Source organism: Couchioplanes caeruleus, assembly GCF_003751945.1.
Taxonomy (GTDB): domain Bacteria; phylum Actinomycetota; class Actinomycetes; order Mycobacteriales; family Micromonosporaceae; genus Actinoplanes; species Actinoplanes caeruleus.
The window spans coordinates 919,347-945,350 of sequence record NZ_RJKL01000001.1; the positions used below are offsets into that span (position 1 = coordinate 919,347).

Consider the following 26,004-nt stretch of genomic DNA (forward strand, 5'->3'; position numbering starts at 1 on the left):
CAAACCACTGACATTCTAGACGATCGTGTTCTTCGTACCGCGGTGGCCGCGTACCTAGGCCCTACCATTCATCCTTGTCCGCGCTGGTTGCGACGATGAGTCCGTGCCTGACTGGGGCGCGGCGGGAATGGACCACCTGGACGCGCTTGGCGCGGAGCAATTTCGTCAAGCTCGGCAGCTGGTGGTGTGCGAATCTCATGCGCTGACCATCCTTCGAGGTGTTTCCTGAAGCGGTGGGATCGCGAACGGGCAGACATACGTGGCTGCAAGCATTGATCGACACCCCGTTCAGACCGCACATCCTGCTGACGGTCGCGTTCACGGTGGTATGCCTGGGGGTGCCGGGCCTTCGCGCGCTCGATCAGCTGGTGACGAGGGACCACGAGGTCACGGAACAGCGACAACGCGGCGACATCCACCTCGATGCCATGAGGACGATGGACGCCGTTGTGACGCGCTTCCTGACGCTGCTCGACGACTACCTAACCTCCGAGCAGGACCGCCAGCCTGGCCGCGATGTCCTCGACGCTGCGCTCAATGAGGTGGAGAAGAGCGAAGGCGAATACGAGGCACGCGTCCTCACCCTGCACTTCTCGGAGATGCTTGCCGTCTCCGACTTCGAGAAGGCATGGGAAAAATGTCGTAAGGTGCTGCAAAACGACATGCTCTTACGGGGCGACCAAAAGGGGGAAGAGGGCGCGGCGAACCGGACCGAGCTTCGGGCGCTGTCGTACGACATCCGCCAGGCCACCAACAAACTGTCGGACGCCACGAGCCGGGTCGTGGCCGAGCGGAAGAGATCCGCACAGGAGGAGTACAGGGAGGCCTGGATCCACCTAGCAGCATTGGCTATCGCTGGCCTGCTGCTCGAGGCGGTGCTAGTGATCTGCGTCGTTACAGTGAGACAGCGAAAATCCGTCCGTCCGCAGCAAACCGGTCGAGAATGATGCGGTGCCGCTGCACGGCTACCGCGGGTTAACGCACAAGTCACGTCGCTCAATACCGGCGAGCCGAGACCGCTACCAACGCTAGTGGTATCTCACCGAAGGTGGCTCCCGACTACACGCACAGAAGAATCACGAGCAAACGCTGGGACCCAAACTCACGGCTGATCGAACTGGTCTACCCCACCAGCTGGTGGACCCAGGACGAAGCCGAGAACGCGATCTTCAATACATCGACGGCTGGTACAAACACCCGCCACATCCAACGCGAGCTCGGCCACCTCAGCTCAGACGAATATGAGTTCCTCCCGCTTCTCCGGAGCGTTGGTTACCTGGCGCCGGTTGCCGCCAAGGTGGTGTGGGTGAGGTCTGGCTGATCGTGCCAGGCAGTCTCGTACTCGTCGGGGCTGAGGTAGCCGAGTTCGCGTTGGATGCGGCGGGTGTTGTACCACCCGTCGATGTAGGCGAAGAGCCCGTTCTCGGCCTCCTCGCGGGATCGCCAGCTGGTCCGGTAGACCAGCTCGGTCTTCAGGGTAGAGAAGAAGTACTCCATCAGGGCGTTATCGAAGCTGTCGCCGACCGAACCCATCGAGGCGGCGATGCCGTGGTCGGCCAGCCGAGCACCGAAGCGAAACGCGGTGTAGGTCGATCCTTGATCGCTGGGATGAATCCACTCGCCAGCGCGCACGTCACGGGACCAGACGCCGTACTCCAGGGCGCCGAGCACCAGATCGGTGCTACACCGGTCACTGGTCTTCCAGCCGACGATGCGCCGGGAGAACACGTCTCGGACGGTGGCCAGCCAGAACACCCCCTCGCCGCAGGGGATTCGGGTGGCGTCAGCGACCCACAGCCGATTCGGCGCGCTCGCGGTGAACTGCCGGTTGACCAGGTCCGGCGCGGGTGTGGCGCGCGAGTCTCGGCGGGTGGATCCCCCGCGCCAGCCGCGTCGTAGATAGGCGCCCCGCCAGCCTTGAACGGCCATCAGCCTCTCGATGCGCTTGCGTCCGAGCGGATACCGTCGCGGCGCAGCTGCTGATGCACCCGGTCAGCGCCGTAGGTGCCACCCGATGCCTGCCAGATCTCGTGGATGTTGCTCAACAGAGCACGGTCGACGTCGTAGCGGTCGCACGGCTGCTCGACCTTGGCCAGCCACTCGTAGTAGGTGGACTCGCTGACGCCCGGGACCCGTAGCAGGAGCGCGACCACGTAGCGGCCACGGTGTTCATCGACGAACCTCATGACCGACGCCGGGTCGGGTCGCACTCCGCGGCGAAAAACGCCGACGCTGCCTTGAGGACCTCGTTGATCCGGCGCAGCTCCGCGTTCTCCCGCCGCAGCCGGCGGTTCTCCTGCACCATGTCCGTCGTCGGCCGGTCGTCACGCTACCCGCGGTCGGCCTCGTCCTGCCGGATCCAGTTCCGCAACGCCTCGTGAGACTCCGGAGAAGCGGGGGGACTCACCCGGATGCCGAAGGCTTCGCCGGTGCCGTGCAGGAGCTGTGCCGGTTGTCGGGGCAGCCGGTGCCTGGCTATGCGACTTCGGCGGCCGCCAAGGTTGCGATCTGGGGTCGAGCACACTGAGGCGAAGACCCACGGTTCTCGGGCACAGCTACGGGACAACCGCGATCGGCTACACGGCGCGCGAACCCGAAGGGCTCGACGCCGACGACCTCATCCTCGTGGCAAGTCCTGGCATCGGTGTGTGGCAAGCCTCAGACCTGCCGACCATCGCAGCGGACCACGTCTGGGTGACGACACACGCGTTCGACATCATCCACCTCCCAGGCCAGGTCTTCTGGAACATGATCGATCCAATGGACTGGCCTTCGGCGCGAACATCTTCGCCCGGGGATGGGTCCCCGACATTCCCAACGAGCACTCCGATTACTGGACCGACGACTACAGCGAGAACGACGTGCGGCGCAGCATCGCCGCCATCACCACCGGGGACTACGGCTCCGTCGAGTAATAGTCCGAGAGCCACTCGCGGGGCGCCGGGTGCAAGGATCACCGGCCCGGCGTCCCGCTCCCGCGCCTGCTCATGACTCGACCGACCAGGAGATGCACGACATGCCATACGACGCCAGCCCGCCGACGGGCAAAGCCCTCGGCCTGGGCGTCGTCCTGGGTCTGGCACCGCATGGGTTGCTGGCACTTCTCATAGTGCTCGGCGCTTCCACCACCAAGGGAAGCGAGCGGGGGGTGAACGCGATGTGGGGGTTCGCCGAGATCTTCCTGTTGCCGGTGGCCGCCATCCTCATCATCGTGCTGTTCAGCCTCCGCACCACCCGGGATTGGGCCGCGGGCATCCTCTTCGGGACGATGATCGGAGTGTTGCTGGTCGTCGGCGCGATGTCCGCCGTCGACCGTCCATGACGCCGGAATGGCGGTAGAGCGACCGAACAGGACGGCCGGGACCCGGGATCCCGGCCGTCGCCGTCCGGTTCTCAGCCGATGCTGACCCCAGGCGTCGTCGAGGCTGCCGTGGACCTGGTCGTTGTTGACGCCCGTACCCTTGCCACCCAGGCTGAGCGGCTGGGTGGTGACCGCCGACAGGCCGGCGGGCAGTGTCGCGCTGTCCTCCCGCCCGGTCGTCGACGAGGATCGACAGCATGGTGCCAGCGCGGCGGCACTCGATAGTGTGCCAGTTGCCGTCGGCCATGGACTTGCCGCTCTTGGCGACGTGGATGCCCGTGGCCTCCTTGTTGCTCATCACGCAGCTCGGCTTGCCGGACACGCCGTCGATCTGGAGCTTGTGCTGGCCGCCCGCGGTCGAGTAAACCTTCTGCAGGATGTTCTCCCCCGACGAGGTCTCCGCCGACGAGTGTTCGCGCGTGCCGATGGACGGGCAATAGGTGAGGCGATAGAACTCCTCACGTTCCGCAAGCCAGCTCTTTGCTCACGATCACCGTGTGCTTATCTTGAGTGTTGATCCTCGGACACCATTAATCGTGAAGTTTCGCATTCGATGCGGAATTTCACGATTTTTTGTTCCCAGGGGCGGAGCGACGGCAAGATGCCGGTCGATCGGTCAGACTTTGCCGCTTACCGCCCTCACCGTCGCTGTGACGCGGACCATGAACCCATGGGCAGTACCGTTCGTCGGCATCCCCACATCGATGGACAAGCCGACTACAGCGAACAGTTGATCGGCGCCCTCGTGCCGCCCGAGTCTCGAAGACGGCCGATCCCGGCAGCGCCGATGGCGGTTCCCCAGCTACCTGCGGCACGCCTGCCGGTAGGCGAGCATCCGTCTTCGTTTCACCTCGGCCTAGCCCGGCCGGATGCAGCGGGTCGCGTCTCGATCCGGTACCTGTTGCGGGTCCTGGGTTGGTCCGGCGGAGACCGCATCGAGCATGCCGTCGTCGACGACGCGATCGTCATCGTCCGCTCCCCTACCGGAAAATCGATTGTCGGTAGCCGCGGCGATCTCCTGATCCCCGGAGCCGTTCGCTCGTTCGCCGTGGTGAACGAGCGAACGGCCCGTGGTCCTGGTCGCCGCACCGGCACACGACATCCTGGTCGTCCATCCGGAAACGGCCATCGCCGACCTGATCGCGCGGCACTACGCCCAGCGGGAAGCCGTCGATGACGGCTGAGACGCCCGACCCGGCACACACCATGCTCGCCCGCTTCGGCCTCGCCGTAGCCGAGCCGACGAGCCACGCGATAACCGTCCAGGAGTACCTGCCGCAAGTGATCGCGGCATCCAGCCCAGCGAGCACCCGGTCCTACGGCACCTACTGGACCCGGATGGTCGAACACTGGGGCGAGCGGCAGATCGATAGCATCCGGGCATCCGACGTCGAAGCCTTCCAACGTGACTGCACCGCTCGTTCCCGCCAGCAGCGGCGCAACTATCGAGGCGGGCGGCACGCCGGCGAGAACGCAAACTCCGCGGCCCGCGCCTTCTTCCGCCGCGCCGAGGCCGACGGTCTCATTCCCGTCGGATCAAGTCCCGCGCATCAGGTTCCTAAACCACGGCGGCTCCCCAGCACCCGCCGAGCCTTGCTTCCCTGGGAGATGCAGGCGATCACCGAGGTGGCCCGCACGACCGGCAACGACGTCATCCTCGACAGCCTCATCCTGCGCCTGCACACCGAGACCGCCTGCCGACGCGGCGGCGCCCTCGGCCTACGGCTGGCAGATCTGGACACCACCAACGGTCTCGTCCTTGTGCGGGAGAAAGGCGAAACGATCCGATGGCAGCCGATCACCCTGAGCCTCGCCACCAGACTCGACGAACACGCTCACGCCCGCGGCGCCGTCGTTGCTGAGGATCCGATACTGCGGTATCGCAACGGACGGCCGATCACCACCCGCCGCTACGACCGGCTGTGGAAACGCATCGGCGAACAGCTCCCCTGGGCCGCCGCCCAGGGCGTCTCCACCCACTGGCTACGGCACACCACCCTGACCTGGGTCGAACGCAACTTCAGCTACGGCATCGCCCGCGCCTACGCCGGCCACACCGACAACACCGGCCCCGCTACCACCACCTATATCAAGGCCGACCTCCATGCCGTCGCCGCCGCCCTCGCAGCCCTCACCGGCGAACCCCACCCACTCGCCCTGCACACCAACGACCTCGGCTTCCTCACCTGACCCAGCGGTTGCGCGTGTCAAAGTCGACGCATCGGCTCCGTCGCACAACGCGCGCACTGCCGGGACGTGCGCACCTGAGCGCCGGTCCGGCGGCTTCGCGGGCGTCATCCGGGCCGGCCGGATACTGTGCTGCATGATCGGTGGCTCCACCAAACCTGACGAAGACAAATTTGAGCGCCCCACATCATGGCAGGCCTCCATCGACGCAGCGACGCACTTTCCGTCAGATCACGCTCTGCCTGCCCGCCCTCGACTGGGCCTTTAGGCTCAATAGACAAGTCGGACGGCAAAATCGAGCAGACGGAGCGCGGATGCCTGGTCGGACCGGGACAGGCCTGGCGCCCGAGTTGGGCATCTGCCTGGCAGCGCAGCAAGTCATGAATGGCCTGGTCGGTGCCGTCGTCACGCCACAGTCTGAAGTAGTAGTACACCGCTGACCAGGGCGGCAGGTCGTTTGGCAGGTACATCCACTGGCAGCCGGTCCGGTTCTGATAGAAGATCGCGTTCACGATCGCCCGCAGTTCGTAGCGGCCCCTCATGCCCCGACGGCGACGGGCGTTTCGCTTTCCACGCCTGCAGAAACGGATCGATCAACGCCCACTGCCGGTCGGACAGGTCACTCGGGTACCCGGAACGCTCACCCATGACCAGGTAGTACACGGTTCAAGGTGGGTCATGTCGGTCACGGCCGCTACATCACGACATCGAGCAATGACAAAAGCTCAGGAAACGGCCGAAACCCGAACAACGTCCGAAAGCATCTATGCCGCACTTATCGCCCACTGAGTTGTTCAGGGGGCGCGGGCCGCTATCGTGTCGGCCCAGGCGCGGAAGGCCAGGTAACGTTCAGCGGGCAGGTTCCCGGCGGCGAGCAACACGTCGTGGTGGCCGTAGTTGCCCCATTCCGACGTTGCCAGGGTAAGAGCGGTCATCCAGTCCCACACCCTGTCGCGGATCTGTTTTATCTCTTGATCGTCGAATCCCCAGGCGTGCAGCTTGCTTTCGCAGCCGGCGCGGGTCACCTCGTCGTAGTCGATGTCGAGGAACGGTTCGAGCAGGTTTGACCAGACATCACCGCGTTTACGCACCGGCACCTGGGCTGCCGTCAGTGCCACGGCGAGCTCGGCCTGCCGTTCCCGGCTGATGAAAACGGTCCGCCCGTCGGTAAGCCGCAGTTCCGGCGGAAACATGTCCGGGTCGGCGTCGCGGACGGCACTCCACGCGATCCACGTGCCGCTGTAGCGTTCCTCGGCCGACCCGAGCGGCCACCGCAGCGTGATCCCGTCCGGCCCGATCGTCACCTCGTCCGCGAACGGCTTTGTGCCCCACATCCTCCCCACCTAAGCACCCCCGGTCCAGTGGCGGTCCAGTAGGGAGTCAGCGCGGCCTTTGAGGCTGTAGGCAATCGCACACCTTCGGCAAGAAGGTACACACGATATCCAGCAGATGGGGGCCGCTAATGGAGTCGGCGGAGTGTTCCGCCCGGGTTTGATGGAGACCGCCTACACGGCTACCGGCGACAGCTCCACTGGGCCAACACACCTACCGGCAACGACAATGGCCGGAAGGAACCCCGAATCTGGCCACCGGCGTAGTGACCGCGGGACCCGGGAGCGCGGCGTACGCCGCGGCGGACTCCCGGCTGGCTGTCGGTGGTGCGCACGGCCTCGCCCTCCTCGACCTGGGCTAGCCGTACCGAAGAGCCGCACATCAGGGAGCCGGGACCGGCCGGTCGCCGGTGACCGGCGCCGATGGGGGCAGCGACACCGCGACCTTCTGCCCCCACGGCATCCGCAGCACCGCGACATCGCCGGCGGTGAACCGGACGGCATCCTCGGTGTCCCACTCCGTGTACTCGTGCGGGTATGCGGACACCGGCATCTCGACGCCGACGTCGACCCGGTGCAGTTCTCCGCCGGGCACCCGCAGCGCGCGCAGGCTCGCCCAGTCGAGCGTGACCCGGGCGCCGGACCGCTTGTCGAACAGGTCGGTGAAGTGCTGGTCGGTGCCGCGCACCCGGTATCCGTCCGCGACGAACCCAACGAGCCAGCGGCTGTCCGGCGAGAACACGGGCGGGTGCCCGGAGCCCGGCATCGCGGGCAGCCCACCGATGTGCCGGAACTCGGGCCGCACCTCGAACAGCTCGAAGCCGTGCGTGCGATGCCCCGAATCGATGAACAGCGCCACGTAGCGCTCGTCGGGGGACACCACGAACGCGTACTCACCGACCGGGGTGCTCGGCTCGAACGGCGCCACCTCGTCGGGCGCCCCCGGCGTGACCAGCGTGAGCGCGGGCTCGCCGACGCGCCACTCGACGACGCTTGCACCGGCGTGAGCGGTGGGAGGGGCGTTGCACTCGGCCAGGATCTCGTCGAGCAGCCGCTGCTGGCCGTCGAGATCCTCGTCGCTCCACCGGTGCCCCGCCGGGCAGTACCAGTCCGGCTGCCCTGGCTCGATCATGCAGCCGCCGAGTCTGACGCGGCCGGCGTCGACGGCGCGGCTCAGCTGGGGACCGGGCAGACCGTAGATGAGCATCGTGCCGGGCTCACCGCACTCCGGGCAGTGGTCGATCATATGGGTAGCTCCCCTCGCCGCGTCCGAGGTCAGCCTATGGCGCCTTCTCATGCCGTGACCACGAACGTTCACAGTGCCGGTTGACACACCGTCGGCCCGACGTGCGCCCCCGCGTGGCGGCGTCGCATCGGCCAGATCCGGTGCACTCGTCGACACGATCGCGCGTTGGTTCATGGCTACGTTCCGGAGGCCATCAAGCGGTAAGGAAGTACTGTGGGCGGAAAATGAATGAATATCATTTTCGGCCTCATTCTGATAGGTGACCGCGCACTGTGGTTCGCGCTCATGATCCTGGCAAGCATCATGATCGGCTCAGCGACCGGTCTTCTAGCCTGGGTCGGCGGTGACACCGTCGCAGCGGCCATCCTTGAAGACGGCGGCACTACGGGAGGCTCGCTCGCTCTGATGCTCGCATTGTTTCACTTCCTCGCATCCGGAAAATAGAAGCGCCACCTAGCTTCCGTTGGGCACGGGGATCAGCCGGTTTCGCCCGGACTTGGTGAGGTCGGCTGAACCGAGCGCATCATCTGGTGCACTCTCATCGGCCAAATGAGTGCTTCCATGGACAAAGGTGCGCGGGGCGGCGTCCTTCCGCCTATCTGGCACCACGACTTGAGGCGCACAGGTCCAGGATGAGCACCGTTGGCTACGTGAGGCGTGTCGACGCCTGGCCTTCACTAGACTGCGACCAGCCGGGCGGCCGTTGGCGCGTGCTGCACGTCCCGCATAGTGCCTGACCCACTCGTACGGGCAACGAAGCGACGATCCCGATCGGCCCGAGCCAGTGCGAGCCCTCGGCGTCAAGACGATCAGGACCGCCGCCCTGACTCCTTGCCCTCGGACCGCCAGTCGGGCCCTGCGGCAGCCGTGCAGCGCGCCGTGGCGGCCCGGCGGAGCACATGTTGCCGCACCGAGTCTCGGAGACGGTCGGAGAGAACCCGGACTGGACGAGATAACCGGACGGTTCGCCAGTGGCGCGATGACTCCGCTGCTCGTCAGCCTCCAGAACGTCGATTGCCACAGGAACCACCTCGCCAGCCCTGCTCAGCCGAGGTGAACCCCATGGATGTCGCTCGCTCGAGGGATGGTCGACGAGAGGAAGAAGGGTAGGATTTAGCACATGAACACCGATGCCTTGTGGCATCGGTGCCACGGTTTGTTGATCAAGTCCCCCCTCGGACACCACAGATATAAGGCCGTTGACCTCCTGAAACAGGGGTGAGCGGCTTTGATCGTTTCTTGGCTCGTGTTCCCGGCGGGACACCGGGGATCATCAGACGCCGAGTTGTGCGGATCCTCGTACACTCGGGGGCGGATACGGGTCGCACTGGTGCACGCGCGGACGGGGCACGACCGAGCCGGTCGATGCCGCCCTTGCACGGGAGGGCAGGGGCATGGCGACCATCGAGAAGCGACGGGTAAGGACGGCAAGGTCACCCGGCATCGGGTGAAGTGGCGGACCGGCGGACGTCGGGACGGCGAATGGGACAGCGAGTCGTTCGACAAGGCGCGCGACGCGAACCTGGAGCGGTGGCCAGGCACGTCTTGGCCCAGTCCACGAAACCCGGCGACCGTGGGTGGCGCTAGGCGACGCGACCCAGTGCGCTCCCCCACGATCAGCGTGGCGGAGCGCGACGCCCTCGTCGCCGTGGTCCGGTGTCTGGACGCGATGCATCCCGCGGCGGTTGAGCGGCGCGTGCCGCAGCAGTGCCAGGACGTTGATGGCGTGGCGCCGGGGAGGACCATGAGCTGCGCACCGTCCGGGTGGAGCACCTCACCGGTGCCGGCGACCGGACCGAGCTGCGGTTCGAGTTCGGCGACCGCAGCGTGCACGCGTCCGGGCCGCCGGACCCGGGCGTCGAGGCCCGGATCCGGCGCACCTGCCGGACGTGGTCACCGCCGCCGCCACCCGCGACGCCCCCCGGCGCGCCCCGGCCGGCTGACCGGCGGTCAGCGCGCGAAGGTCAGCCAGTTGACGTTGACGAAGTCGGCGCGCTGGCCGCTGGCGAACGTCAGGTACACGTCGTGCACGCCGGTGACCGGGGCGGTGAGCGTGCCGTACACGGTCCGCCACGACTGCCAGCCGCCGGTGGTGGCGACCGAGAGTGAGCCGACCACCGGGGCGGTCGGGCCACCGAGCCGCACCTCGACCAGGCCGGAGACACCGGCCGCCGCGCCTGAGGCGGCCCGGACGGCGAACTTCCGCGCCGGCCCCTTGCCGAAGTCGACCCGGTCGTAGCGCAGCCAGTCGCCGGCGCCGATCCAGCCGACGTTGCGGCCGCCCTCCGCGCAGCCCTGGGTCGCCGTGCCGGACTGCGCGTCGTGCCGCTCCGCCTCGGTCCGGCCGTACGCGTCGCGGACCGAGCCGCCCGCCGCCGGCGTGGTCGCCGCCGCGGCCGTGCCGACCGCCGGGGCGGCGCCGAACGGGGTCAGGGTGATCCGCATCCCCTTCGGCGCGTGGTCCTCCAGGTACGAGGCGTGGTCGTTGACGTCGTCGAAGGCGAAGCCGTACGCCCGTCGGTCCACGGAGTTCTCGTGCATCACCCGGGAATAGTGGTTGGTGACCGGGTTGCGGTAGTGGGCCGCCGCCTCCGCGACCGGCTGCTGCGCACGGTCGTGCAGCGTCGACCGGTTCAGGGCGGCGCCCAGCACCGCCGCGACCGGGCCGGTGACGCCGTCGTTGGGGGCGGCCAGCGTACCGTCGCAGAAGAGCAGGTCACGGCTGCTTGGCCGGCCGAACGAGGCGGCGCCGCGGTTGAAGACGAGCCGGTCGCCGAGGACCCGGCCGGTGAACGTCCCGGCGTTCGTGGTCACCGTGAGCGGCCGCTGGGCGTAGGTGCGCCAGACGTGGTCGACGTAGCCGGCGAAGTAGCTTGCGGGGAACCGGCCGCCGTCGATGCCGTGCCCCGGGGCAATTACGCGCAGCCGGTCGCCGACCACCAGCCGCCCGAAGTCGGGCTGCGCCGCGACCGCCGCGAAGATCCGGTCCCGGCCACCCGGGGTGAGCAGGCCGGTGCGCTGCGACCTCTCGCCGTCGAGCTTGATCGACATCGGGATGCTGAACATGTCGACCATCGTGGTGTTGCAGAACATCCCGGCGTCGTTGTACGTGAACTCGATGCAGTCGTGCAGGACGCCGAAGCTCGGGTCGCCGGCCACCCAGCCGGCCGGGAACTGCAGCGCCGGCCTGCCGGCACCGTCGGTGACCACCTTGAACCGCAGCCGGTCGCCGATCGCCACGTACACCCGGCCGGACATCTTGGGCAGGATCAGGGTGGTGGTCCCGCCGGTGAGCGGGATGCCCAGGTCGGCGAAGCCGTCGGGGCCGTTCTGGGCGGTGCTGCACGGGGTGAAGCCACGGGACCGGCTGACGAAACCCTGGCGCCCGGCCGGGTCGGTACCGACCACGTACACCGTGATCGCGGAGTTCGGGAAGCGGCCGGTGTCGTTGGCGATCGTCAGGGGCAGCCCGTCGGCGGCGAACGCGCGGGTGGTCAGCGCGCCGACCAGCGGCACACCGGCGGCGACGGCGCCGGCGGTGAGGCCGAGCAGGGTCCTGCGGGTGATCGTCATCGAAGGCTCCTCGTACGGTCGGGCGCCGGCCCCGACGGGGCCGGCGCGCGGGTGGCGTCGAGGAGGAGACGCCTGCCGGTGGCGCCGATAACAGAAACGTCGGAGATCCTTGTTATCCCGGCCCCCGCGCCACGTCCCCAGCTCAGGGGCGCCCCGCGGGGCGGGCGCCGACGAGGAGGTACAGCGGATGGCGGACGACGCGACACGGGCCGCGCGGACCGACGAGGCGACGGTACGGGCGGCCCGGGCCGGCGACCAGCGGGCCGTCGACACGCTGGTCGCGGCGTACCTGCCGCTGGTCTACAACGTCGTGGGTCGGGCCCTGCAGGGCCATCCGGACACCGACGACGTGGTGCAGGAAACCATGCTGCGGATGCTGCGCGGCCTCGGCGAGCTGCGCGAGCCGGCCCGGTTCCGCTCCTGGCTGGTGGCGATCGCCATGCACCAGGTACGGGACCGGCACCGCCGCCGGCCGCCGCTCGCCGACGCGGTACCGGAGGACGTCGCCGACCCGGGCGCCGACTTCGCCGACCTGACGATTTTGCAGCTGGGCCTGTCCGGGCAGCGGCGGGAGGTGGCCGAGGCGACCCGCTGGCTGGACCCGGACGACCGGGGGCTGCTCGCGCTGTGGTGGCTGGAGGCGGCCGGCCAGCTCGACCGGGACGAGGTGGTGGCCGCCACCGGCCTCGACCGGGCCCACGTGGCGGTCCGGATCCAGCGGATGAAGGCCCAGCTGGAGACGGCCCGCGCGGTGGTACGGGCGCTGCGCGCCACCCCGCGCTGCCTCGACCTCGCGGCGCTGACCGCCGGGTGGGACGGCCGCCCCCAGCCGCTGTGGCGCAAGCGGCTGGCCCGGCACACCCGGGACTGCCCGCGCTGCGGCCGGGCCTGGTCGGACCTGGTCGCCGCCGAGCGGCTGCTGGCCGGCGCGGCGCTGGTCCCGGTCCCGGCCGGCCTGTTCACCGGCAAGCTCGCCGTTGGCGCGGCCGGCGCCGCCGCGGCCGCCGGCACCACCGGCGCGGCGGCGACAGGTACCGCCGGGACCGTCACGGCCGGGCTGGCGCCCGCCACCGGCGCCGGGGCGGGCGCGCTGGCCCCGGCGGCCGGGGGCGGCGCGGCCGGACTGCTCGCGGCCAAGCCGGTCGCGGCGCTGGTCGCCCTGGTGGTCGCCGCCGGGGTCGCGGTCGGTGTCGCCACGCACCGCGACGAGCGCCGTCCGGCGACCGCCCCCACCGCGGCCGCATCCACGGTGGTTCCGCCGACGGCCGCCGCGACGACCGTCGGCCCCACGACCGCCGCCCCGTCGCCGACCGCTGCGCCGACGTCGGGGCCGCCGGCCGCGCCGGCCGGCGTGCGCACCGCCAAGAAGGGCGTCTCCACCACGCCGTACCCCGGCGCCGCCGGCGCCCTCGCCGACGTCTCCGCGTCCTGGTACCTGACCTGGTCGACCGAGGGGGTCGGGGCGCCGGCCGGGGTGGAGTTCGTGCCGACGGTCTGGGGCGCGGCCGAGGCGGCCCCGGACCGGCTGCGGCGCATCCCCGGTGGCTCCGGCCCGCTGCTCGGCTTCAACGAGCCGGACCTGCCGGCCCAGGCCAACCTCACCGTCGAGCAGGCTCTCGACCTGTGGCCCCGGCTGACCGCGACCGGGCGGCGGCTGGGCAGCCCGGCCCCGGCCACCGGCGCCGACCTCGCCGGCGGCTGGCTGGACCGGTTCCTGGCCGGGGCGAAGGCCCGCGGGTACCGGGTCGACTTCGTGGCGCTGCACTGGTACGGCAGCGACTTCGGCCCGGCCGCGGTCGACCAGCTGCGCCGCTACGTCACCGCCGTCCACGACCGGTACGGGCTGCCGGTCTGGGTCACCGAGTACGCCCTGGTGAACTTCGCCGGGACGCCCCGCTACCCAACCGCCGAGCAGCAGGCGGCGTTCGCCCGCGGCTCGGCGGCGATGCTGGAGCGGCTGCCCTTCGTGGAGCGGTACGCCTGGTTCGCCCTCTCCTCCCGGGAGAGCGGCGACACCGGCCTGTACGGCCCGGACGGCACGGCGACCGCGGTCGGCGCCGCCTACCGGGAAGCCGGCCAGGGCTGACGGCGCGGTCCGGTCGGCCGGCGGACCGGCCCTGCCAGTATCCGACGGTCACGTACTCGTCGTCGCCTCTGCCACTGGCGCGCCGTGCACCCGCCGCGGCGGGTGATGACACGCCTCATGGCGTTCTGGGCGTAGTGCCCCGCCTGTGCAGAAGGTGATCTGCCGGTTCGGCTCCGGGCGAGGCGTCGTTGCATGCCATCCACTGGCACGCGACCTCGTCATGTGCCACGCCTCTGGCAACTACTTCTGACATGGGTTGATCCCGAGCGGGCTGGCGTACGTACTTCAGCCTGCATAGATGGTGAATTCACGAATGGAGATTCACGTGTTGGCCGTCTCGGGGATGTTGTCGTGGCGTCGTTGGCTCTCGGGTGCGGCGATGCTCGTCGTGGCAGCGGTCCTGCTCGATCCACAGGGCGCGCGGGCGGAGCCCGGCGTTCCCGAGCCGCCGAACGGCTTGCTGAGCGACCGCGGCAGGGGCGACCTCTCGGACGCCGATCGCGATTTCGCGACGAAGGTTCGCCTCGCCGGGTTGTGGGAGATTCCCGCGGGCGAGATGGCGCAGCAGAGGTCGGACGACCCCAGGATCCAATCCATCGGGCGCGAGATCGCGGCTCAGCACAAGATTCTGGACAAGTTTGTCCGTGATGCCGCGAAGAAGCTGGACATCGCTCTGCCGGACGAGCCCAACGCGGACCAGCAGGGGTGGCTCGGCGAGATGCGCGACGCCGAGGGCACTGACTTCGACAAGGTCTACATCGACCGGCTCCGCGCCGCTCACGGCAAGATCTTCCCGGCCATCGCGACGATCCGGGCGAGCACCCGCAATGACACGATCCGCAAACTGGCGCAGCGCACCAACCAGTTCGTGATGACGCATATGACCCTGTTGGAGAGCAGCGGCATCGTGAACTTCGCCGCACTGCCGACGGCACCGCCGCCTGCAGCCGGTAACGGTGGGTCGGCGAACGCTGTACGCGTTTCGGCGGCAGCCAACTCCGAGACCCCATCGCCGATAACCGGCACATCGATGCTACTGATTGTCGCCGCGGTGCTGGCTAGCGTGGCTGGAACGGTGTTCGCGATGCGACGCCTGTCGCAGGCTCCGAGGCGGCGTTACCGACGGCCACAGGGCCGGTACTTCGAGTCCTGATATGCCTGCCCGGGTCTGCTGGGCTCCGGGCCCGGCGGTCTTGGCCATGCGGGTAGAGGCAGGACGATCTTGGACGCAATCATCCGCCCGTGGCTGCACCGTCGAAACACGGGTCCGAACTGACGGTCACGCGTACGATGTTCGAGTTCTTTCCCTCGCTGGATTTGAGTATCCACGAATCGCGCTTCGTGCGTGAAGCTGCCTGGGAAGGTGAAGGGGAAAGCCGACCTTCTAGGTCGCCATAACCTACGATGTGCCATTCTCGTCTGGTCGTGCGCGTTCACGCGGTGTGACTTGTTCGGGAACGGGCGGAGATGGGGGCGAAAGATGTCGGTGCCGGAAGCGGTGAAGCGCTCGGGATCGAGCGTGCGGACCTGGACCTTTCTGACCAACCACGCCCACGTACTGCTGGCCATCGCCCGCGACCCCACCGTGCGCCTGCGCGATGTTGCCGACACCATCGGCATCACCGAACGCGCCGCGCAAGCCATCGTCACGGACCTCGAAACCGACGGCTACCTTACTCGTGAGCGCGTCGGGCGCCGCAATCAGTACACCGTTAACGGTGCCGGTCGGTTCCGCCACCCCGCCGAAGCGGACCGGAACATCGGCGACCTGCTCAACCTGTTCACCGACTGATCGGGCAGATACATCTGGCGGGTGCGCATCCGACTGGCCCTCGGAGACGACCATGCGCTTCGCGCCGGGCTGGAAACCCTTCGGGTTGTCACCCGGGACCGCCGGCTGAGCCCGGCCAGGCGGGGCTCGTTCGACGACGCTGCCTAGCGGTCGGTTCCTGTCCGCCCGACCGACTGACTACGGCACGGCGTCGGCCGCGTAGGGTGCCCGCATGTCGCAGCCGTGCCCGTACCTGGACGCCCCGACGCCGTTGGCGTTCGCCCATCGCGGCGGGGCCGCCGCCGGCGACGAGAACACCGCCGAGGCGTTCGCCCGGGCCGTGGCGATGGGCTACCGGTACATCGAGACCGACGTGCACACCACCGCCGACGGGGTGCCGGTGGTGGTACACGATCCCACCCTCGCCCGCGTCGCCGGGGAGCCGGCGCGGGTGGCCGCGCTAAGCATGGCGGACCTGGCCACCGTACGCGTCGGAGGCGCCGCCGCGGTGCCACGCCTCGAGGAGATCCTGAGCGCATGGCCCGGCGTACGGTTCAACATCGACGTCAAGGCCGACGGGGCCGAGCAGGCCACCGTGCAGGTGGTGCGCCGCACGGGCGCCGAGCGACGGGTCCTGCTGACCTCGTTCGGCGACGCCCGGCTGGCGCGGCTGCGCGCCCTGGCCGGCCCGCAGGTCGCCACGTCGCTGGGCATGCGGGAGGTGGCTCGGCTGCGGGTGACGTCACTGACCGGCCTGCCGATGCGGGTGCCGGTGGGGGCGGTGGCCGCGCAGGTGCCGCTGCGCCACGCCGGGGTGCCGGTGGTCGACCGGCGTTTCGTGCGCGCCGCGCACCGGCTCGGCTTGCAGGTACACGTTTGGACGGTGGACGACGCCGCGACCATCCGACGGTTATTGGATCTCGGCGTGGATGGCATCATGACCGATCACCTGGAGGTGCTGCGCGACGTGTACGCGGAGCGCGGGCACTGGCCTGGCTGACCCACCGCCCCTGCCGGCCGCGCCGGCCGCCGAAGACGAGGACCCCGCATGGCCGCGTCCATCACCGACGCCACCCCGGGCCGCAGCACCCGCGCCGAACGCACCGGCTGGTACTTCTACGACTGGGCGATGTCGGCATTCTCCACCACGGTGATCACCGTGTTCCTGGGTCCGTTCCTCACCAGCGTCGCCGAACAGGCGGCCGGCTGCCCGCTCGGCGCCGACGAATGCGCCGGATCGGTTCATCCATTAGGCATCACGATGGCCGCCGGGTCGTACTTTCCCTATCTGGTGTCGCTGTCAGTGTTCCTGACCGTGTTCGTGCTGCCGATCATGGGGGCGGTCGCCGACCGGTCGCTGCACAAGAAGCGGCTGCTCGCCGCCGCGGCGTACACCGGTGCCGGGGCGACTGTGGCGATGGTGTTCGTCACCGGCGAACGGTACCTGCTGGGCGGGGCGCTGTTCGTGGTGGCGAACATCGCCTTCGGCGCTGCGGTGGTGGTGTACAACTCGTTCCTGCCCCAGCTCGGCGGCCCGAACGAGCGCGACGCCATCTCCAGCCGCGGCTGGGCGCTCGGCTACCTGGGCGGAGGGCTGCTGCTGCTGGGCAACCTGGCCGCGGTCAGCGCGTTCGCCGTGGACGGCGACGCACAGCGCACCCTCGACGTGGCCCGCTGGTCGATCGTGTCGGCCGGGCTGTGGTGGGCGCTGTTCACCCTGGTGCCGCTGCGCTGGCTGCGGGAACGTCCAGGCGCGGAGGCCGCCGAGCGGCGCGACAGCGTACTGGTCGACGGGTTCCGGCAGTTGCGAGGCACCATGCGTGCGATGCGGGCGTACCCGCTGACGTTGTTCTTCCTGCTGGCATTCCTGGTCTACAACGACGGCATCCAGACGGTGATCGCGCTGGCCAGTCAGTACGGCACCGAGGAACTGCGCCTGGACCAGACCACGCTGGTCGTCACGATCCTGCTCGTGCAGTTCCTGGCCTTCGGCGGGGCGCTGCTGCTCGGCGGGCTGGCCGCACGGATCGGGGCGCACAAGACGGTGCTGCTGAGCCTCGTGCTGTGGACGGCGGTGATCGTGGCGGCATTCCGGCTTCCGGCCGAGGCGCCGGTACCGTTCATGGTGCTCGGCGCGGCGATCGGGCTGGTACTCGGCGGCAGCCAGGCGCTGAGCCGGTCACTGTTCGCCCAGCTGATCCCGGTCGGCAAGGAGGCCGAATACTACGGCTTCTACGAGATCAGCGACAAGGGCACCAGCTGGTTGGGGCCGCTGGCGTTCGGGCTGGTGTTCCAACTCACCGCCAGCTACCGGGTGGGCCTGGTCTCCCTGCTGATCTTCTTCGTGATCGGGTTCACCTTGCTGGCGGCGGTACCGATGCGCCGGGCCATCGTCGCCGCGGGCAACACCCCGCCCCGGGTGCTCTGACACCGCTGTCGACAATGCCCGGATGGGGGCGCGCGCTCCTGACGCCGGAGGCCCACGACCAGGACGCGACACCTGATCCCCCTCCACCATCGAAGCCCTGGTGCCCGACCCCGCGGGCCCGCCCGACCCCACGTCGCACCGCAGTGGGTGCTGCGGGGAAGCAGTCGCGCCGATCGGAGTCGCCAAGACGTACTGCGGCTGATCGGCTGAGCGCGCCACCAAGCCGTACCGTCGTCGCCCGGTTCCGATGGGCCCAGGGCTTCTCGCAGGCACTGGCGGGCCCACCGTCGCGCAGGAGCCGACCTCTGGGTCGAAGGCAGACCGGTGACGCACGTCCGACACGTCCCGCTGTGACAGCAACCAGGCGGTCGACGTCGATGCTGGCGCGGACCGTCGGTGACCTGCCCCGCGATGTCCGCCGGTGCCGCGATCAGCTCGGAGCAGTGCCGCTGCAACGACTCGAGTAGTCGCTCCCGCCAGGTGATCTCCAGCAGGCTCTCGTCCAGGTTGCCCGCCGATCTCTCGACCGACGAGGGTATCGACGAGGTCGCGCGGGCGCTGGCGTCCGAGGAGGTCATCCTGCTGGTCAACAATGCCTGGCGGATCAGCAGGGCAGTCTTCGCCGGCGCTTAGAGGGCATCTGATCCCGGGCAGCCGGGTCTGACCCGGATTGGCGGTGTTTAGTCGCGCCAGGTTTGGGTGGATTCTCCTGCCAATCGGCGGGACATTGTGTTAGCCATGGCCCAGAGGATCATGGTGCGTGATCGTTGGGGCAGGGACTCGTAGTCGCGGGCAAGCCGGCGGTGTTGCATCAGCCAGCCGAAGGTGCGCTCGACCACCCACCGGCGCGGCAACGCGCGGAAGCCTTTCTCCGCCGGACGGCGGGTGACCCTCTCGACGTCGATGCCATGTCGGGCGCCGCGCCGCCACACGGTGGTCTGGTAGCCGCCATCGACCCAGACCTTGCGCACCGTGGGATGCGAGGCGGCCACCTCGTCGAGAAGGCCCCGACCGGCGGCGGTGTCCGACACGGACGCCGCGGTGACCACCACGGCCAGCAGGAGCCCGAGGGTATCGGTGACGATGTGCCGCTTACGGCCCTTGATCTTCTTTGCCGCGTCGATGCCTTGCTCGGATTCCCTTACGTTGCAGGAGGTTTTGACGCTTTGCGCGTCGATGACCGCCGCGCTCGGTGAGCCGTCACGGCCATGCGCCTGCCGGAGTCTGCGACGCAGCAGATCATGGATCCGTTGCGTCGTGCCGTCCTTCTCCCACTTGGCGTAGTAGTCGTACACCGTCTTGGCCGGCGGAAAATCGTGCGGCAGGTACTCCCAGGCGATCCCGGTGCGTGTGACGTAGAGGATCGCGTTCACGATCTCCCGCAGATCGTGTACCGGCGGGTTGATCCCGAGTCCTGGCCGAGAGGCCCGCCACTGCGTCAGGACCGGTTCGATCACCGCCCACCGCGCATCCGACAGGTCCGATCGATATGGACGTCGCTCCATCCCCATGCCCTGCCAACGAGCCAGCACGGCCACCAACTGCCCGCAAACACGAATCAACCCGATCGAGGATCAGATGCCCTCTTATATGGTGAGCGGCAACGCTCTCGTAGCAATGATCGTGGGCGTACCTCCTGTGTCGGTCCTCGGACACAGTATTTCCACAAGCATCATGTGGCCGCTGACCAGCGATTATCAGGTCGGCGGCCTTCATCATTTCGGAGTATGCGCTGCCGTGGGAACACGGTGGGAACACCGCCCTTGCGGCGCAGCGCTTCTCGGAATCCGGATCGGGTCGCCCTGGCATCTGGGGAGACAGCGCGATGGCCTCCATCGAGACCCGGAAGACGAAGGGCAAGCTCACCCGCTACCGGGTGAAATGGCGCACGGGAGGAACCCGAGCCGGCGCCTGGGACGGCACGACCTCCGACGCGTACACCGACGCGAAGCGGTTCAAGGCGTTGGTGGAGGTGCATGGGCACCAGTGGCCGCCGGCCGAGGATTTGATCGCCCAAGGCTTCGCCTACCTGGTCCCCGGTGCGGACGCGGCGTCAGCCACCACGGACCCGGTAGAACCACCAGCAATCGTGACCTTCGAGACGTTCGCCTTGGACTACCTCGAGCGATTGGTCAAGCCGAACCCGGAGACCAAGCGCAAGTACCTCGAGCGCTTGCGCGTGCACGTCTTCCCGGTGCTGGGCGAGCGGCCCATCGCGGAGATCACCCGGCGGGAAATGCGCCTCTGGCAGGAAGGACTAGTGGCGAAGAAGCTGGCGGCCAAAACCATCCAGAACATCCGCGGGGAGACGGTGTCACCCATCTTCGAGGCCGCCTGCCTGCCCGGCGAAGACGACGAGCCACCCTTGCGCACCTATAACCCGCTCAAAGGGCTTGCCCTGCCGCAGCGGATCCGGCCCCCACGCGAGATCGTCGAGGACCAGCGCGAGGCCCGACTCGTCATCGAGGCTGCATACGAGATCGACCCGAACGCCGCCGACCTCATGCTGACACTGCTGGCGACGGGCATGCGCTGGGGTGAGACGGCCGGCCTTCCGGTGCAAGCGGTGAATGTCGAACGAGGCACCGTCAGCATCATGCAGGTGCTGCGCCGCGAACACTTCCAGTGGAAGGTCATCCCTCAGCCGAAAACCAAGGACGGCTACCGCGAAATTCCGGTGCCGGCCCAGGTCATGAAGGTCATCGCCGCGCGCTGCGGCAGCCGGGACCGCGACGCGTTCGTGTTCACCGCCCCGATGGGCGGGCACTGGCTCCACGACAACTTCTACGACGACCGCTGGAAGAAGATCCGCACCCTCGCCGAGGCCAACGGGCTGCGCAAACGGAGGACGATGTACGGGCTGCGGCACTCGCTGCTGACCTGGCTGGCCTCCGAAGGCGTCGACCTGACGACACTGCGCACGATCGCCGGACACAAACGCGTCAGCACGACCTTCGACATCTACGTCCACAGCACCCGCCGACACCACCCGAAGGTCAAGCAGGCCATCTCCGACCTGATGGGACTCGAGGCCGGTCCGTTCACGTCGCAACCCCACGCCGCTGAGGACCACCGGCCTGGCCGATAGGCCAGCGTATCGCCGCCTCGATCATCGAGGCGGCGATACGACGCCGGGCATCCGCGGGCGGGGCGCAAACAGCGTCATCGTCGCTGCCTGCGACCCGCACGACGTGCATGCCTGCCCGCAACGACGGCCGGCGACGGCTTCAACATCGCCGTCAGATCAGCTTCTGTGAAGCGCACCAGTCGGCCAGCACGATGGCATGGCACTAGCCCGTCCGAAACCCACCGTCGGAGAGTGCTTTCGGCAACCCGCAGGATCGCGGTGTACTGCTTCTCCATCACCTGACTTCCCTAGCGGAGCAAGCCGGCCGGATGGCGGTTGGCCGTGGCTGACTGACCACATGCACCATCGCAAGGCAGGCCCTCGGCTGGAAGATGACGAAGATCGGCATAGGTCGACGGGGGTCGACAGGCGCAACACACAGCGACTCCCCTTTGCGTTTGGCGCATGACAGCCAATAGGCGGCGGGCTAACGAGACGCATCGCGAGGCGCGCCTAAGGTCGGTGGCAGACAGGGCATGGACCTCGGTGTTCACGACCACGGTGAACTCCTACGACCCCTTAACCCCCAGTCGCATTACAATTCGGTTAAGCAGTGCCCCGAGCGCCGACCGATGCTGGAGGACCTGCGGGTGCGCGGCGCCGGCGTGGACACCCCACCATCGTTCGTCGACGGCGCCGCCGAGGTGTACGCCGCGGCGCAGGAGCACGGCCTGGAAGGCATCGTCTACAAGCGGCTGACCGCGCCGTACAGGCCGGGGCAACGGGCCAAGACGTGGGTCAAGACGGTTTCTGTCAGGCAAGAAGCGGTGTACGTACCGACGTCCAGCAGTTCACGTCGGCACCACCTCCAGCCTGTTGTCCACGACACCTGTCGCCGAAGACTCCCGAGGCCCAGCGAGCGGGTGAGGCGTGCACCGGTGAAGAACACCGCGCGATGGCTTAGCTCAGGGTGTCCTTGAAGAAGGGCGCTAGGCGGTCGGCGGTGTCGTGCACTCGTGTGGCGTGGTCGTAGAAGCTGAAGTGCTGCCCCTTGGACTAGTGCAACTCCTTCTGACCTGCGAGCCGGTCGTGCACCTTCGTGGACTGGCCGGAAGCTGCCGTCAACTTGGTGTGGATCATGAGCGTGAGGGCGACGACCTTCGCGGCTTTCGTCACGGCGTCGGCCTTGAGCATGTCGGCGTAGGCCATGACCGCGAACTCATTGCGCCACTCGGACACCTTTCCGCGCCGGGCGGTGAGGTAGTAAGGCATCGGGACGGTGTTCACCGCCCGCGGGTTGATGGGGTGATATGCCGGCACCATGTCCACGACGCCGGTCTGCTCGTACTTCTTCCTCGCTGCCTCGCCGGCGGCCAGACGGCGCTGGACGCCGGTCCACAGGATCGGCTCCCAGAACGGCCCTGCGACAGTGGCTACGGCGGCGACGCTGTGGTCGTCGGCCGCAGCGTGGATGACGGCGGTTCCCGACGTGCAGATGCCCAAGAGTCCCGCTCCGGAGACGTCCTGCCGGCTTCGCAGGTAGCTCAGCGCGCTGGAGAGGTCGACGGCCTTGCTGTCGGGGTCCTCGTACTGGCGGATGGCGCCGTTGCTCTGGCCGTAGTTGCGGTAGTCGATGGCGAGGCCGATGATGCCGCGGCGGGCCATCTCTGCGCCGTAGGTGCCGCCCATCTGCTCCTTCACGGAGGTGAACAACCCGCCGATGGCCACCGCGGGGTAGCGCTTGGCCGGGTCGTGGTCCTGGTGTCATCGTCGCCCAGATCGTGATCCAGCCAGAGTTCATCGAGCCGGTAGCTCCGGTGACGGTCGAGCAGTTCGACTCCAGCTGAGCTTGTGCGAGCTACCTTGGCTGGACGGCCGTCAACGAATGAGCGGAGATCGTCGACGAGGACGATCGCCGACTTGCGGTCAGCCATCGCACGATGATGCCCGCTCGTCTCATCCTCGACGAACAGCCCGGTCCCGAGAACCTGGTCGAGCCGGTTAAGGACCTCGGGGACCGTGAAATCCCAGCCGGTGAGGCGCGGGCCGGTCCAGTTGATCCCAGCCTGAAGGCCCTCTTCGGCAAGTTGGGGAAGATCGTCGTCTCGCCATTTCTGAAGAATCATCGAGGCGACGCGTAGGTCACCACCCCCATACCTTGATAGCTCGCTGAGCCCGGGCCTTGGAGGCGTCCCGGTAGTTTCTGTCCCGTTCCAGAAGTTCGTCCTCCCTGTACCCGCCGTGACCTGGGGCGAAGGAGTTTTGAGTGGCGATCTGCAAGGTCGGCTGGGAACGGGAGCGCAGACTGGCCGGCGCTGGAGACCGCCTGCTCGCCAGTCAGTCCTACTTTCGGTTCGCGCCCTCCAGGCCGCGAGCAGTACGACTTGACGTCCGTGGCTCCATCGAGCGTGCGCCGAGCACGATGGCCCGGCGAAATCCGCGGGCCGAGCAAGCGTCACTGGCAACGAGGAAGATCTACTGACACCGGACAGCTTCCGGCCCGAAAACAACTCCAGCGCTGGTCAGGGGTGTTGTCGAGTCCCAGAACCTTTGACTCTGAATGGCTGCCCTGAGCAGCACTGCAGTTGTTTTGGGCCGGAAACTACCGGTACCCCTATAAGTGACGCAGGCCCGTTGTCTTGCTTCCGGCCCATACTTCGCTGATCATCTATGTGCCGTTTCAGGGACGCCGTCAGGCGGCGTCTGCGCATCCGGACAATTGATCAGCTTAGCCGTTGACCGTCGTGATTATATTGAAGGTGATGTCGGTTCGTTCCTTGAGGTCGGCGAGGGCGTCCGTTACCAACGAGTAGACGCCGTACTCGGGCGGCCCATTCGTCCGGCACGGGCCGGATTCCGGGGGCCCGCCTGACAGAATGCCGTAAGCCCTGCCCCTGAGCTGGCTGAACAAGGGCCCGCCGCTGTCACCGGGGCGACCACAGATATCTACCTTGATGCCTCTCCCGCCACCCTCGTTGGAATAGTCGTTCATGGTCTTGTTCTGGACGATGCCGCAGCGAGTGCCATGGGTGTACCCGACGTTCTCGGGATAGAGGACGCCGGTGCCGGTGCCGGTGGCGCACAGCACGGCTCCCACCGGAACGCTTTCCCAATCACGGACGACGTCGGTAATCCCGAAGTTTCCTCCTACGCACCCGTCGGCGAAGGGGTTCACGCACTGGGACACGACGTGGTTGTGCGCGGTGCGTCCGTTGGACCAGTAGCTGCTCCAGTTCATGCCGTCGGTCTGGTACGGCAGTAGTGCGTAGTCGAGGAAATTCCCGCCCGGATCGTTCTTGAAGTACCGGCTGTCCGTCGGTGCGGTCGGATCATGCTCGTCAAATCCGTCCCTGGCCTTCTCCCACACCAGCGGGAGGCCGGCGTGGTAGGCGTACTGACGCTTCTTCTTGTGCTTGCCTTCCACGCAGTGCCCTGCGGTCAGCAGGTAGACCCAGCCGTTGCTGCCGCGCACGTTGAAACCGGCGGTGCACGAGCCCCACGTGCCGTCGTCCCGGCGGATGTGCATGCGCATGCCGCCGGCGGCTCCCTGGCCACAGCTCAGCGGGCTGTCGCAGAACTTCTGCTCGCCCCTCGGCGGCGGTCCCGAAGTGTCGACAGCGACGACGACGTCGTCGTCGCCCGCCACTCTTCCGGCCGACGTCCGCACCTGCGAAGCGGTCCGCCGGTCCGTACCCGAATATCTGACCCGGATGGTTTCCGTCGCCGGGTCGGTCCATACTTCGACGGCGGGTTTGTCGGATAGCCGCTTCGCCACGGCGGATCTGGCGGCCTCCAGTTCCGCCGCCGAATGCTTGCTCCGCACCACCTCGGCATCGGCGGAGCCGCCGCCAACCGACGCGAGCGCCCGACTGGCGATGTCCGGCTTGCTGGTGAGGAAGACGAACTTGCCGCCGTCCTTCTGATCGATCCGGAAGTCCAACAACTCCTCGCCCACCGATGCACGGACCGCGTCCACCAAGTCGTCCGCCCGCTCCTGCAACCGAAGACGCCGCAACGCTTCGTCCTGCGACACCTGGTAGGTGGCCATGAGGTAGTCGATGGATTCCCGAGCCCGCTGCACGTCGGAGACCGGAGTCGCTTCTGGTGCCGGGACGGTGATGGGATCGGCCAACGCCTGATTGCTGGACATCAGCGTGACGAGGACCATCGCGGCGGCTGTGCCGCCGAACGCAACCGTACGCATTAGCACCACTCCCCGAATCGGTGGCTCGAGACGACGTCTAGCCACCCGCGGCCCGGCTCAGTGTCCGCGCCGGGAAGCGCGCTCGTTGTGGGGAGATCCGTGGTAGGTGGAAGCTTCGGAATGCCGGTCTGTTTGCACAGTTCTAGCCAGTCTTGGCCGAACTGATTGGCGCGGTAGAATCTGACGTCGCTGGTGTTGCCATTGTTGTAGAACGACCGGGAGTCATCCTGGATGCCGTTGAACGGGGAGGGCAGGGTTGCGTAGTCGACTTCGCTGTTGAAGAAGGCGTATCCCCTGCCGGTGTAGTCGGAGAAGGCCCAGAGGCAGACGTATCCGGCCGGGCAACTCTGCCATCCCTCACCGATCAGCATCCGGGACTCGGCCGCCCGGGCTGGGCCAGCGATGTAGACGATGGCCACTGCCCCGGTAATGGCAAGGGTTGTTCCGAGCACGAGGTGGCGGCCCCAGCCGCGTACCATTGATTTGACTTTCATAGCTTCTCCTACCGTTCATCTTGTGTAGACCAGTGAAGGCTCGACAACGAGGTCGCGTTTCGGCTGGCGGTCGTTCAAGGGCGCGAGCCACGGGAGTTGATCGCCCTCGCGAGCACCGGCTTCGGCCGGGGTGGCTGGCCCCGTCGTGCGGCCCGGTACAGGCGCGTCGAGCCGATGCTCTTCAAATGCGGCAACGGTCGGAAGTCGAGTAGGGCTGTGCCGCGACGGCGATGCAGCACGCGGCCGCGGCCATGAC

25 protein-coding genes and 2 pseudogenes are annotated in these 26,004 nt (G+C 68.0%); 13 read left to right on the plus strand and 14 right to left on the minus strand.

Annotated elements, in window-relative coordinates; translation table 11 throughout:
• Positions 1 to 272: 272 nt before the first annotated feature.
• Positions 273 to 947 (plus strand): hypothetical protein, encoded by a 675-nt coding sequence (locus EDD30_RS04325; protein ID WP_071808786.1) that lies wholly within the window; start codon positions 273 to 275, stop codon positions 945 to 947.
• Positions 948 to 1,272: 325 nt separating this feature from the next.
• Here EDD30_RS04325 and EDD30_RS04330 read toward each other — a convergent pair whose 3' ends face one another.
• Genes EDD30_RS04330 through EDD30_RS41370 form a run of 3 tightly spaced genes read right to left on the minus strand, consistent with a single transcriptional unit; the run spans position 1,273 to position 2,305 of the window.
• Positions 1,273 to 1,929: an IS3 family transposase gene (locus tag EDD30_RS04330; RefSeq protein ID WP_123678064.1), complete on the minus strand. Its 657-nt coding sequence runs from the start codon at positions 1,927 to 1,929 to the stop codon at positions 1,273 to 1,275.
• On the minus strand, positions 1,929 to 2,186 hold the full coding sequence (locus EDD30_RS04335; RefSeq protein WP_123678065.1) for an IS3 family transposase: 258 nt from the start codon (positions 2,184 to 2,186) through the stop codon (positions 1,929 to 1,931). Before EDD30_RS04335 ends, EDD30_RS04330 begins: the two co-directional genes overlap by 1 nt.
• Entirely contained in the window at positions 2,183 to 2,305 is a 123-nt protein-coding gene (locus tag EDD30_RS41370; RefSeq protein WP_280526124.1) for a hypothetical protein, read from the minus strand. The genes EDD30_RS04335 and EDD30_RS41370 overlap by 4 nt, the downstream gene beginning before the upstream one ends.
• A gap of 140 nt (positions 2,306 to 2,445) precedes the next feature.
• On the opposite strand from EDD30_RS41370, the gene EDD30_RS41930 reads away from it, so the two are divergent.
• Both EDD30_RS41930 and EDD30_RS40285 read left to right on the plus strand, forming a co-directional pair.
• The gene (locus tag EDD30_RS41930) at positions 2,446 to 2,991 is read left to right on the plus strand and encodes an alpha/beta hydrolase (RefSeq protein WP_071808787.1); all 546 of its coding nucleotides are present in this window, start codon (positions 2,446 to 2,448) and stop codon (positions 2,989 to 2,991) included.
• A 25-nt stretch (positions 2,992 to 3,016) separates the two neighbouring features.
• Positions 3,017 to 3,322: a hypothetical protein gene (locus EDD30_RS40285; protein WP_244945691.1), complete on the plus strand. Its 306-nt coding sequence runs from the start codon at positions 3,017 to 3,019 to the stop codon at positions 3,320 to 3,322.
• Here the strand turns inward: EDD30_RS40285 and EDD30_RS40290 are convergent.
• On the minus strand, positions 3,219 to 3,659 hold the full coding sequence (locus EDD30_RS40290; RefSeq protein ID WP_342353756.1) for a hypothetical protein: 441 nt from the start codon (positions 3,657 to 3,659) through the stop codon (positions 3,219 to 3,221). The two genes, EDD30_RS40285 and EDD30_RS40290, sit on opposite strands and share 104 nt — an antisense overlap.
• 875 nt (positions 3,660 to 4,534) lie before the next feature.
• Here EDD30_RS40290 and EDD30_RS41375 point away from each other — a divergent pair.
• Positions 4,535 to 5,551, plus strand: coding sequence for a tyrosine-type recombinase/integrase (locus tag EDD30_RS41375; RefSeq protein WP_084557376.1), 1,017 nt, complete (start codon positions 4,535 to 4,537; stop codon positions 5,549 to 5,551).
• Between the two features lie 326 nt (positions 5,552 to 5,877).
• Here EDD30_RS41375 and EDD30_RS41725 read toward each other — a convergent pair.
• The 3 genes and pseudogenes from EDD30_RS41725 to EDD30_RS04365 all read right to left on the minus strand — a co-directional run.
• Positions 5,878 to 6,196, minus strand: a pseudogene (locus EDD30_RS41725) (transposase); the annotation flags it as partial.
• Between the two features lie 146 nt (positions 6,197 to 6,342).
• Positions 6,343 to 6,852 carry a hypothetical protein gene (locus EDD30_RS04360; protein ID WP_148088113.1) on the minus strand — a complete coding sequence of 170 codons (510 nt, stop codon included), beginning with the start codon at positions 6,850 to 6,852 and terminating at the stop codon, positions 6,343 to 6,345.
• A gap of 409 nt (positions 6,853 to 7,261) precedes the next feature.
• The gene (locus EDD30_RS04365; protein ID WP_071808791.1) at positions 7,262 to 8,125 is read right to left on the minus strand and encodes a hypothetical protein; all 864 of its coding nucleotides are present in this window, start codon (positions 8,123 to 8,125) and stop codon (positions 7,262 to 7,264) included.
• Between the two features lie 228 nt (positions 8,126 to 8,353).
• Between EDD30_RS04365 and EDD30_RS04370 the strand changes: the two genes are divergently transcribed.
• A complete protein-coding gene (locus EDD30_RS04370) occupies positions 8,354 to 8,569 on the plus strand; it encodes a hypothetical protein (protein ID WP_071808792.1) in 216 nt (71 codons plus the stop codon).
• A gap of 1,506 nt (positions 8,570 to 10,075) precedes the next feature.
• Here the strand turns inward: EDD30_RS04370 and EDD30_RS40310 are convergent.
• Positions 10,076 to 11,698 (minus strand): beta-1,3-glucanase family protein, encoded by a 1,623-nt coding sequence (locus EDD30_RS40310; protein WP_071808793.1) that lies wholly within the window; start codon positions 11,696 to 11,698, stop codon positions 10,076 to 10,078.
• A 187-nt stretch (positions 11,699 to 11,885) separates the two neighbouring features.
• Between EDD30_RS40310 and EDD30_RS04380 the strand changes: the two genes are divergently transcribed.
• From EDD30_RS04380 to EDD30_RS04405, 6 genes are all read left to right on the plus strand, one after another.
• The gene (locus EDD30_RS04380) at positions 11,886 to 13,784 is read left to right on the plus strand and encodes a sigma-70 family RNA polymerase sigma factor (protein ID WP_123678066.1); all 1,899 of its coding nucleotides are present in this window, start codon (positions 11,886 to 11,888) and stop codon (positions 13,782 to 13,784) included.
• 313 nt (positions 13,785 to 14,097) lie between these two features.
• On the plus strand, positions 14,098 to 14,937 hold the full coding sequence (locus tag EDD30_RS04385; protein WP_342353726.1) for a DUF4142 domain-containing protein: 840 nt from the start codon (positions 14,098 to 14,100) through the stop codon (positions 14,935 to 14,937).
• Positions 14,938 to 15,264: 327 nt separating this feature from the next.
• Entirely contained in the window at positions 15,265 to 15,576 is a 312-nt protein-coding gene (locus tag EDD30_RS04390; RefSeq protein WP_071809688.1) for a helix-turn-helix transcriptional regulator, read from the plus strand.
• A 211-nt stretch (positions 15,577 to 15,787) separates the two neighbouring features.
• Positions 15,788 to 16,555: a glycerophosphodiester phosphodiesterase family protein gene (locus tag EDD30_RS04395; RefSeq protein WP_071809687.1), complete on the plus strand. Its 768-nt coding sequence runs from the start codon at positions 15,788 to 15,790 to the stop codon at positions 16,553 to 16,555.
• Positions 16,556 to 16,603: 48 nt separating this feature from the next.
• Positions 16,604 to 17,983, plus strand: a complete 1,380-nt coding sequence (locus EDD30_RS04400) for an MFS transporter (protein WP_071809686.1) — start codon at positions 16,604 to 16,606, stop codon at positions 17,981 to 17,983.
• Between the two features lie 396 nt (positions 17,984 to 18,379).
• A complete protein-coding gene (locus EDD30_RS04405) occupies positions 18,380 to 18,616 on the plus strand; it encodes a hypothetical protein (protein ID WP_143163053.1) in 237 nt (78 codons plus the stop codon).
• Between the two features lie 47 nt (positions 18,617 to 18,663).
• On the opposite strand, the gene EDD30_RS04410 is transcribed toward EDD30_RS04405, so the two are convergent.
• Positions 18,664 to 19,488 carry an IS5 family transposase gene (locus tag EDD30_RS04410; protein WP_211277928.1) on the minus strand — a complete coding sequence of 275 codons (825 nt, stop codon included), beginning with the start codon at positions 19,486 to 19,488 and terminating at the stop codon, positions 18,664 to 18,666.
• Between the two features lie 320 nt (positions 19,489 to 19,808).
• Between EDD30_RS04410 and EDD30_RS04415 the strand changes: the two genes are divergently transcribed.
• Positions 19,809 to 21,071: a tyrosine-type recombinase/integrase gene (locus tag EDD30_RS04415; RefSeq protein ID WP_084557265.1), complete on the plus strand. Its 1,263-nt coding sequence runs from the start codon at positions 19,809 to 19,811 to the stop codon at positions 21,069 to 21,071.
• A 74-nt stretch (positions 21,072 to 21,145) separates the two neighbouring features.
• On the opposite strand, the gene EDD30_RS41935 is transcribed toward EDD30_RS04415, so the two are convergent.
• On the minus strand, positions 21,146 to 21,346 hold the full coding sequence (locus EDD30_RS41935) for a helix-turn-helix domain-containing protein (RefSeq protein ID WP_143162962.1): 201 nt from the start codon (positions 21,344 to 21,346) through the stop codon (positions 21,146 to 21,148).
• 336 nt (positions 21,347 to 21,682) lie between these two features.
• On the opposite strand from EDD30_RS41935, the gene EDD30_RS41730 reads away from it, so the two are divergent.
• Positions 21,683 to 22,030 (plus strand): ATP-dependent DNA ligase, encoded by a 348-nt coding sequence (locus EDD30_RS41730; RefSeq protein WP_143162963.1) that lies wholly within the window; start codon positions 21,683 to 21,685, stop codon positions 22,028 to 22,030.
• A 76-nt stretch (positions 22,031 to 22,106) separates the two neighbouring features.
• Here EDD30_RS41730 and EDD30_RS04425 read toward each other — a convergent pair whose 3' ends face one another.
• The 4 genes and pseudogenes from EDD30_RS04425 to EDD30_RS04440 form a co-directional block, all read right to left on the minus strand.
• Positions 22,107 to 22,739, minus strand: coding sequence for an alpha/beta hydrolase (locus EDD30_RS04425; RefSeq protein WP_148088114.1), 633 nt, complete (start codon positions 22,737 to 22,739; stop codon positions 22,107 to 22,109).
• A gap of 71 nt (positions 22,740 to 22,810) precedes the next feature.
• Positions 22,811 to 22,984 (minus strand): annotated as a pseudogene (locus tag EDD30_RS41735) (cyclic-phosphate processing receiver domain-containing protein); the annotation flags it as partial.
• Positions 22,985 to 23,778: 794 nt separating this feature from the next.
• Entirely contained in the window at positions 23,779 to 25,218 is a 1,440-nt protein-coding gene (locus tag EDD30_RS04435) for a S1 family peptidase (protein WP_143162965.1), read from the minus strand.
• Positions 25,219 to 25,253: 35 nt separating this feature from the next.
• Positions 25,254 to 25,748 carry a peptidase inhibitor family I36 protein gene (locus tag EDD30_RS04440; protein WP_084557267.1) on the minus strand — a complete coding sequence of 165 codons (495 nt, stop codon included), beginning with the start codon at positions 25,746 to 25,748 and terminating at the stop codon, positions 25,254 to 25,256.
• Positions 25,749 to 26,004: the final 256 nt, after the last annotated feature.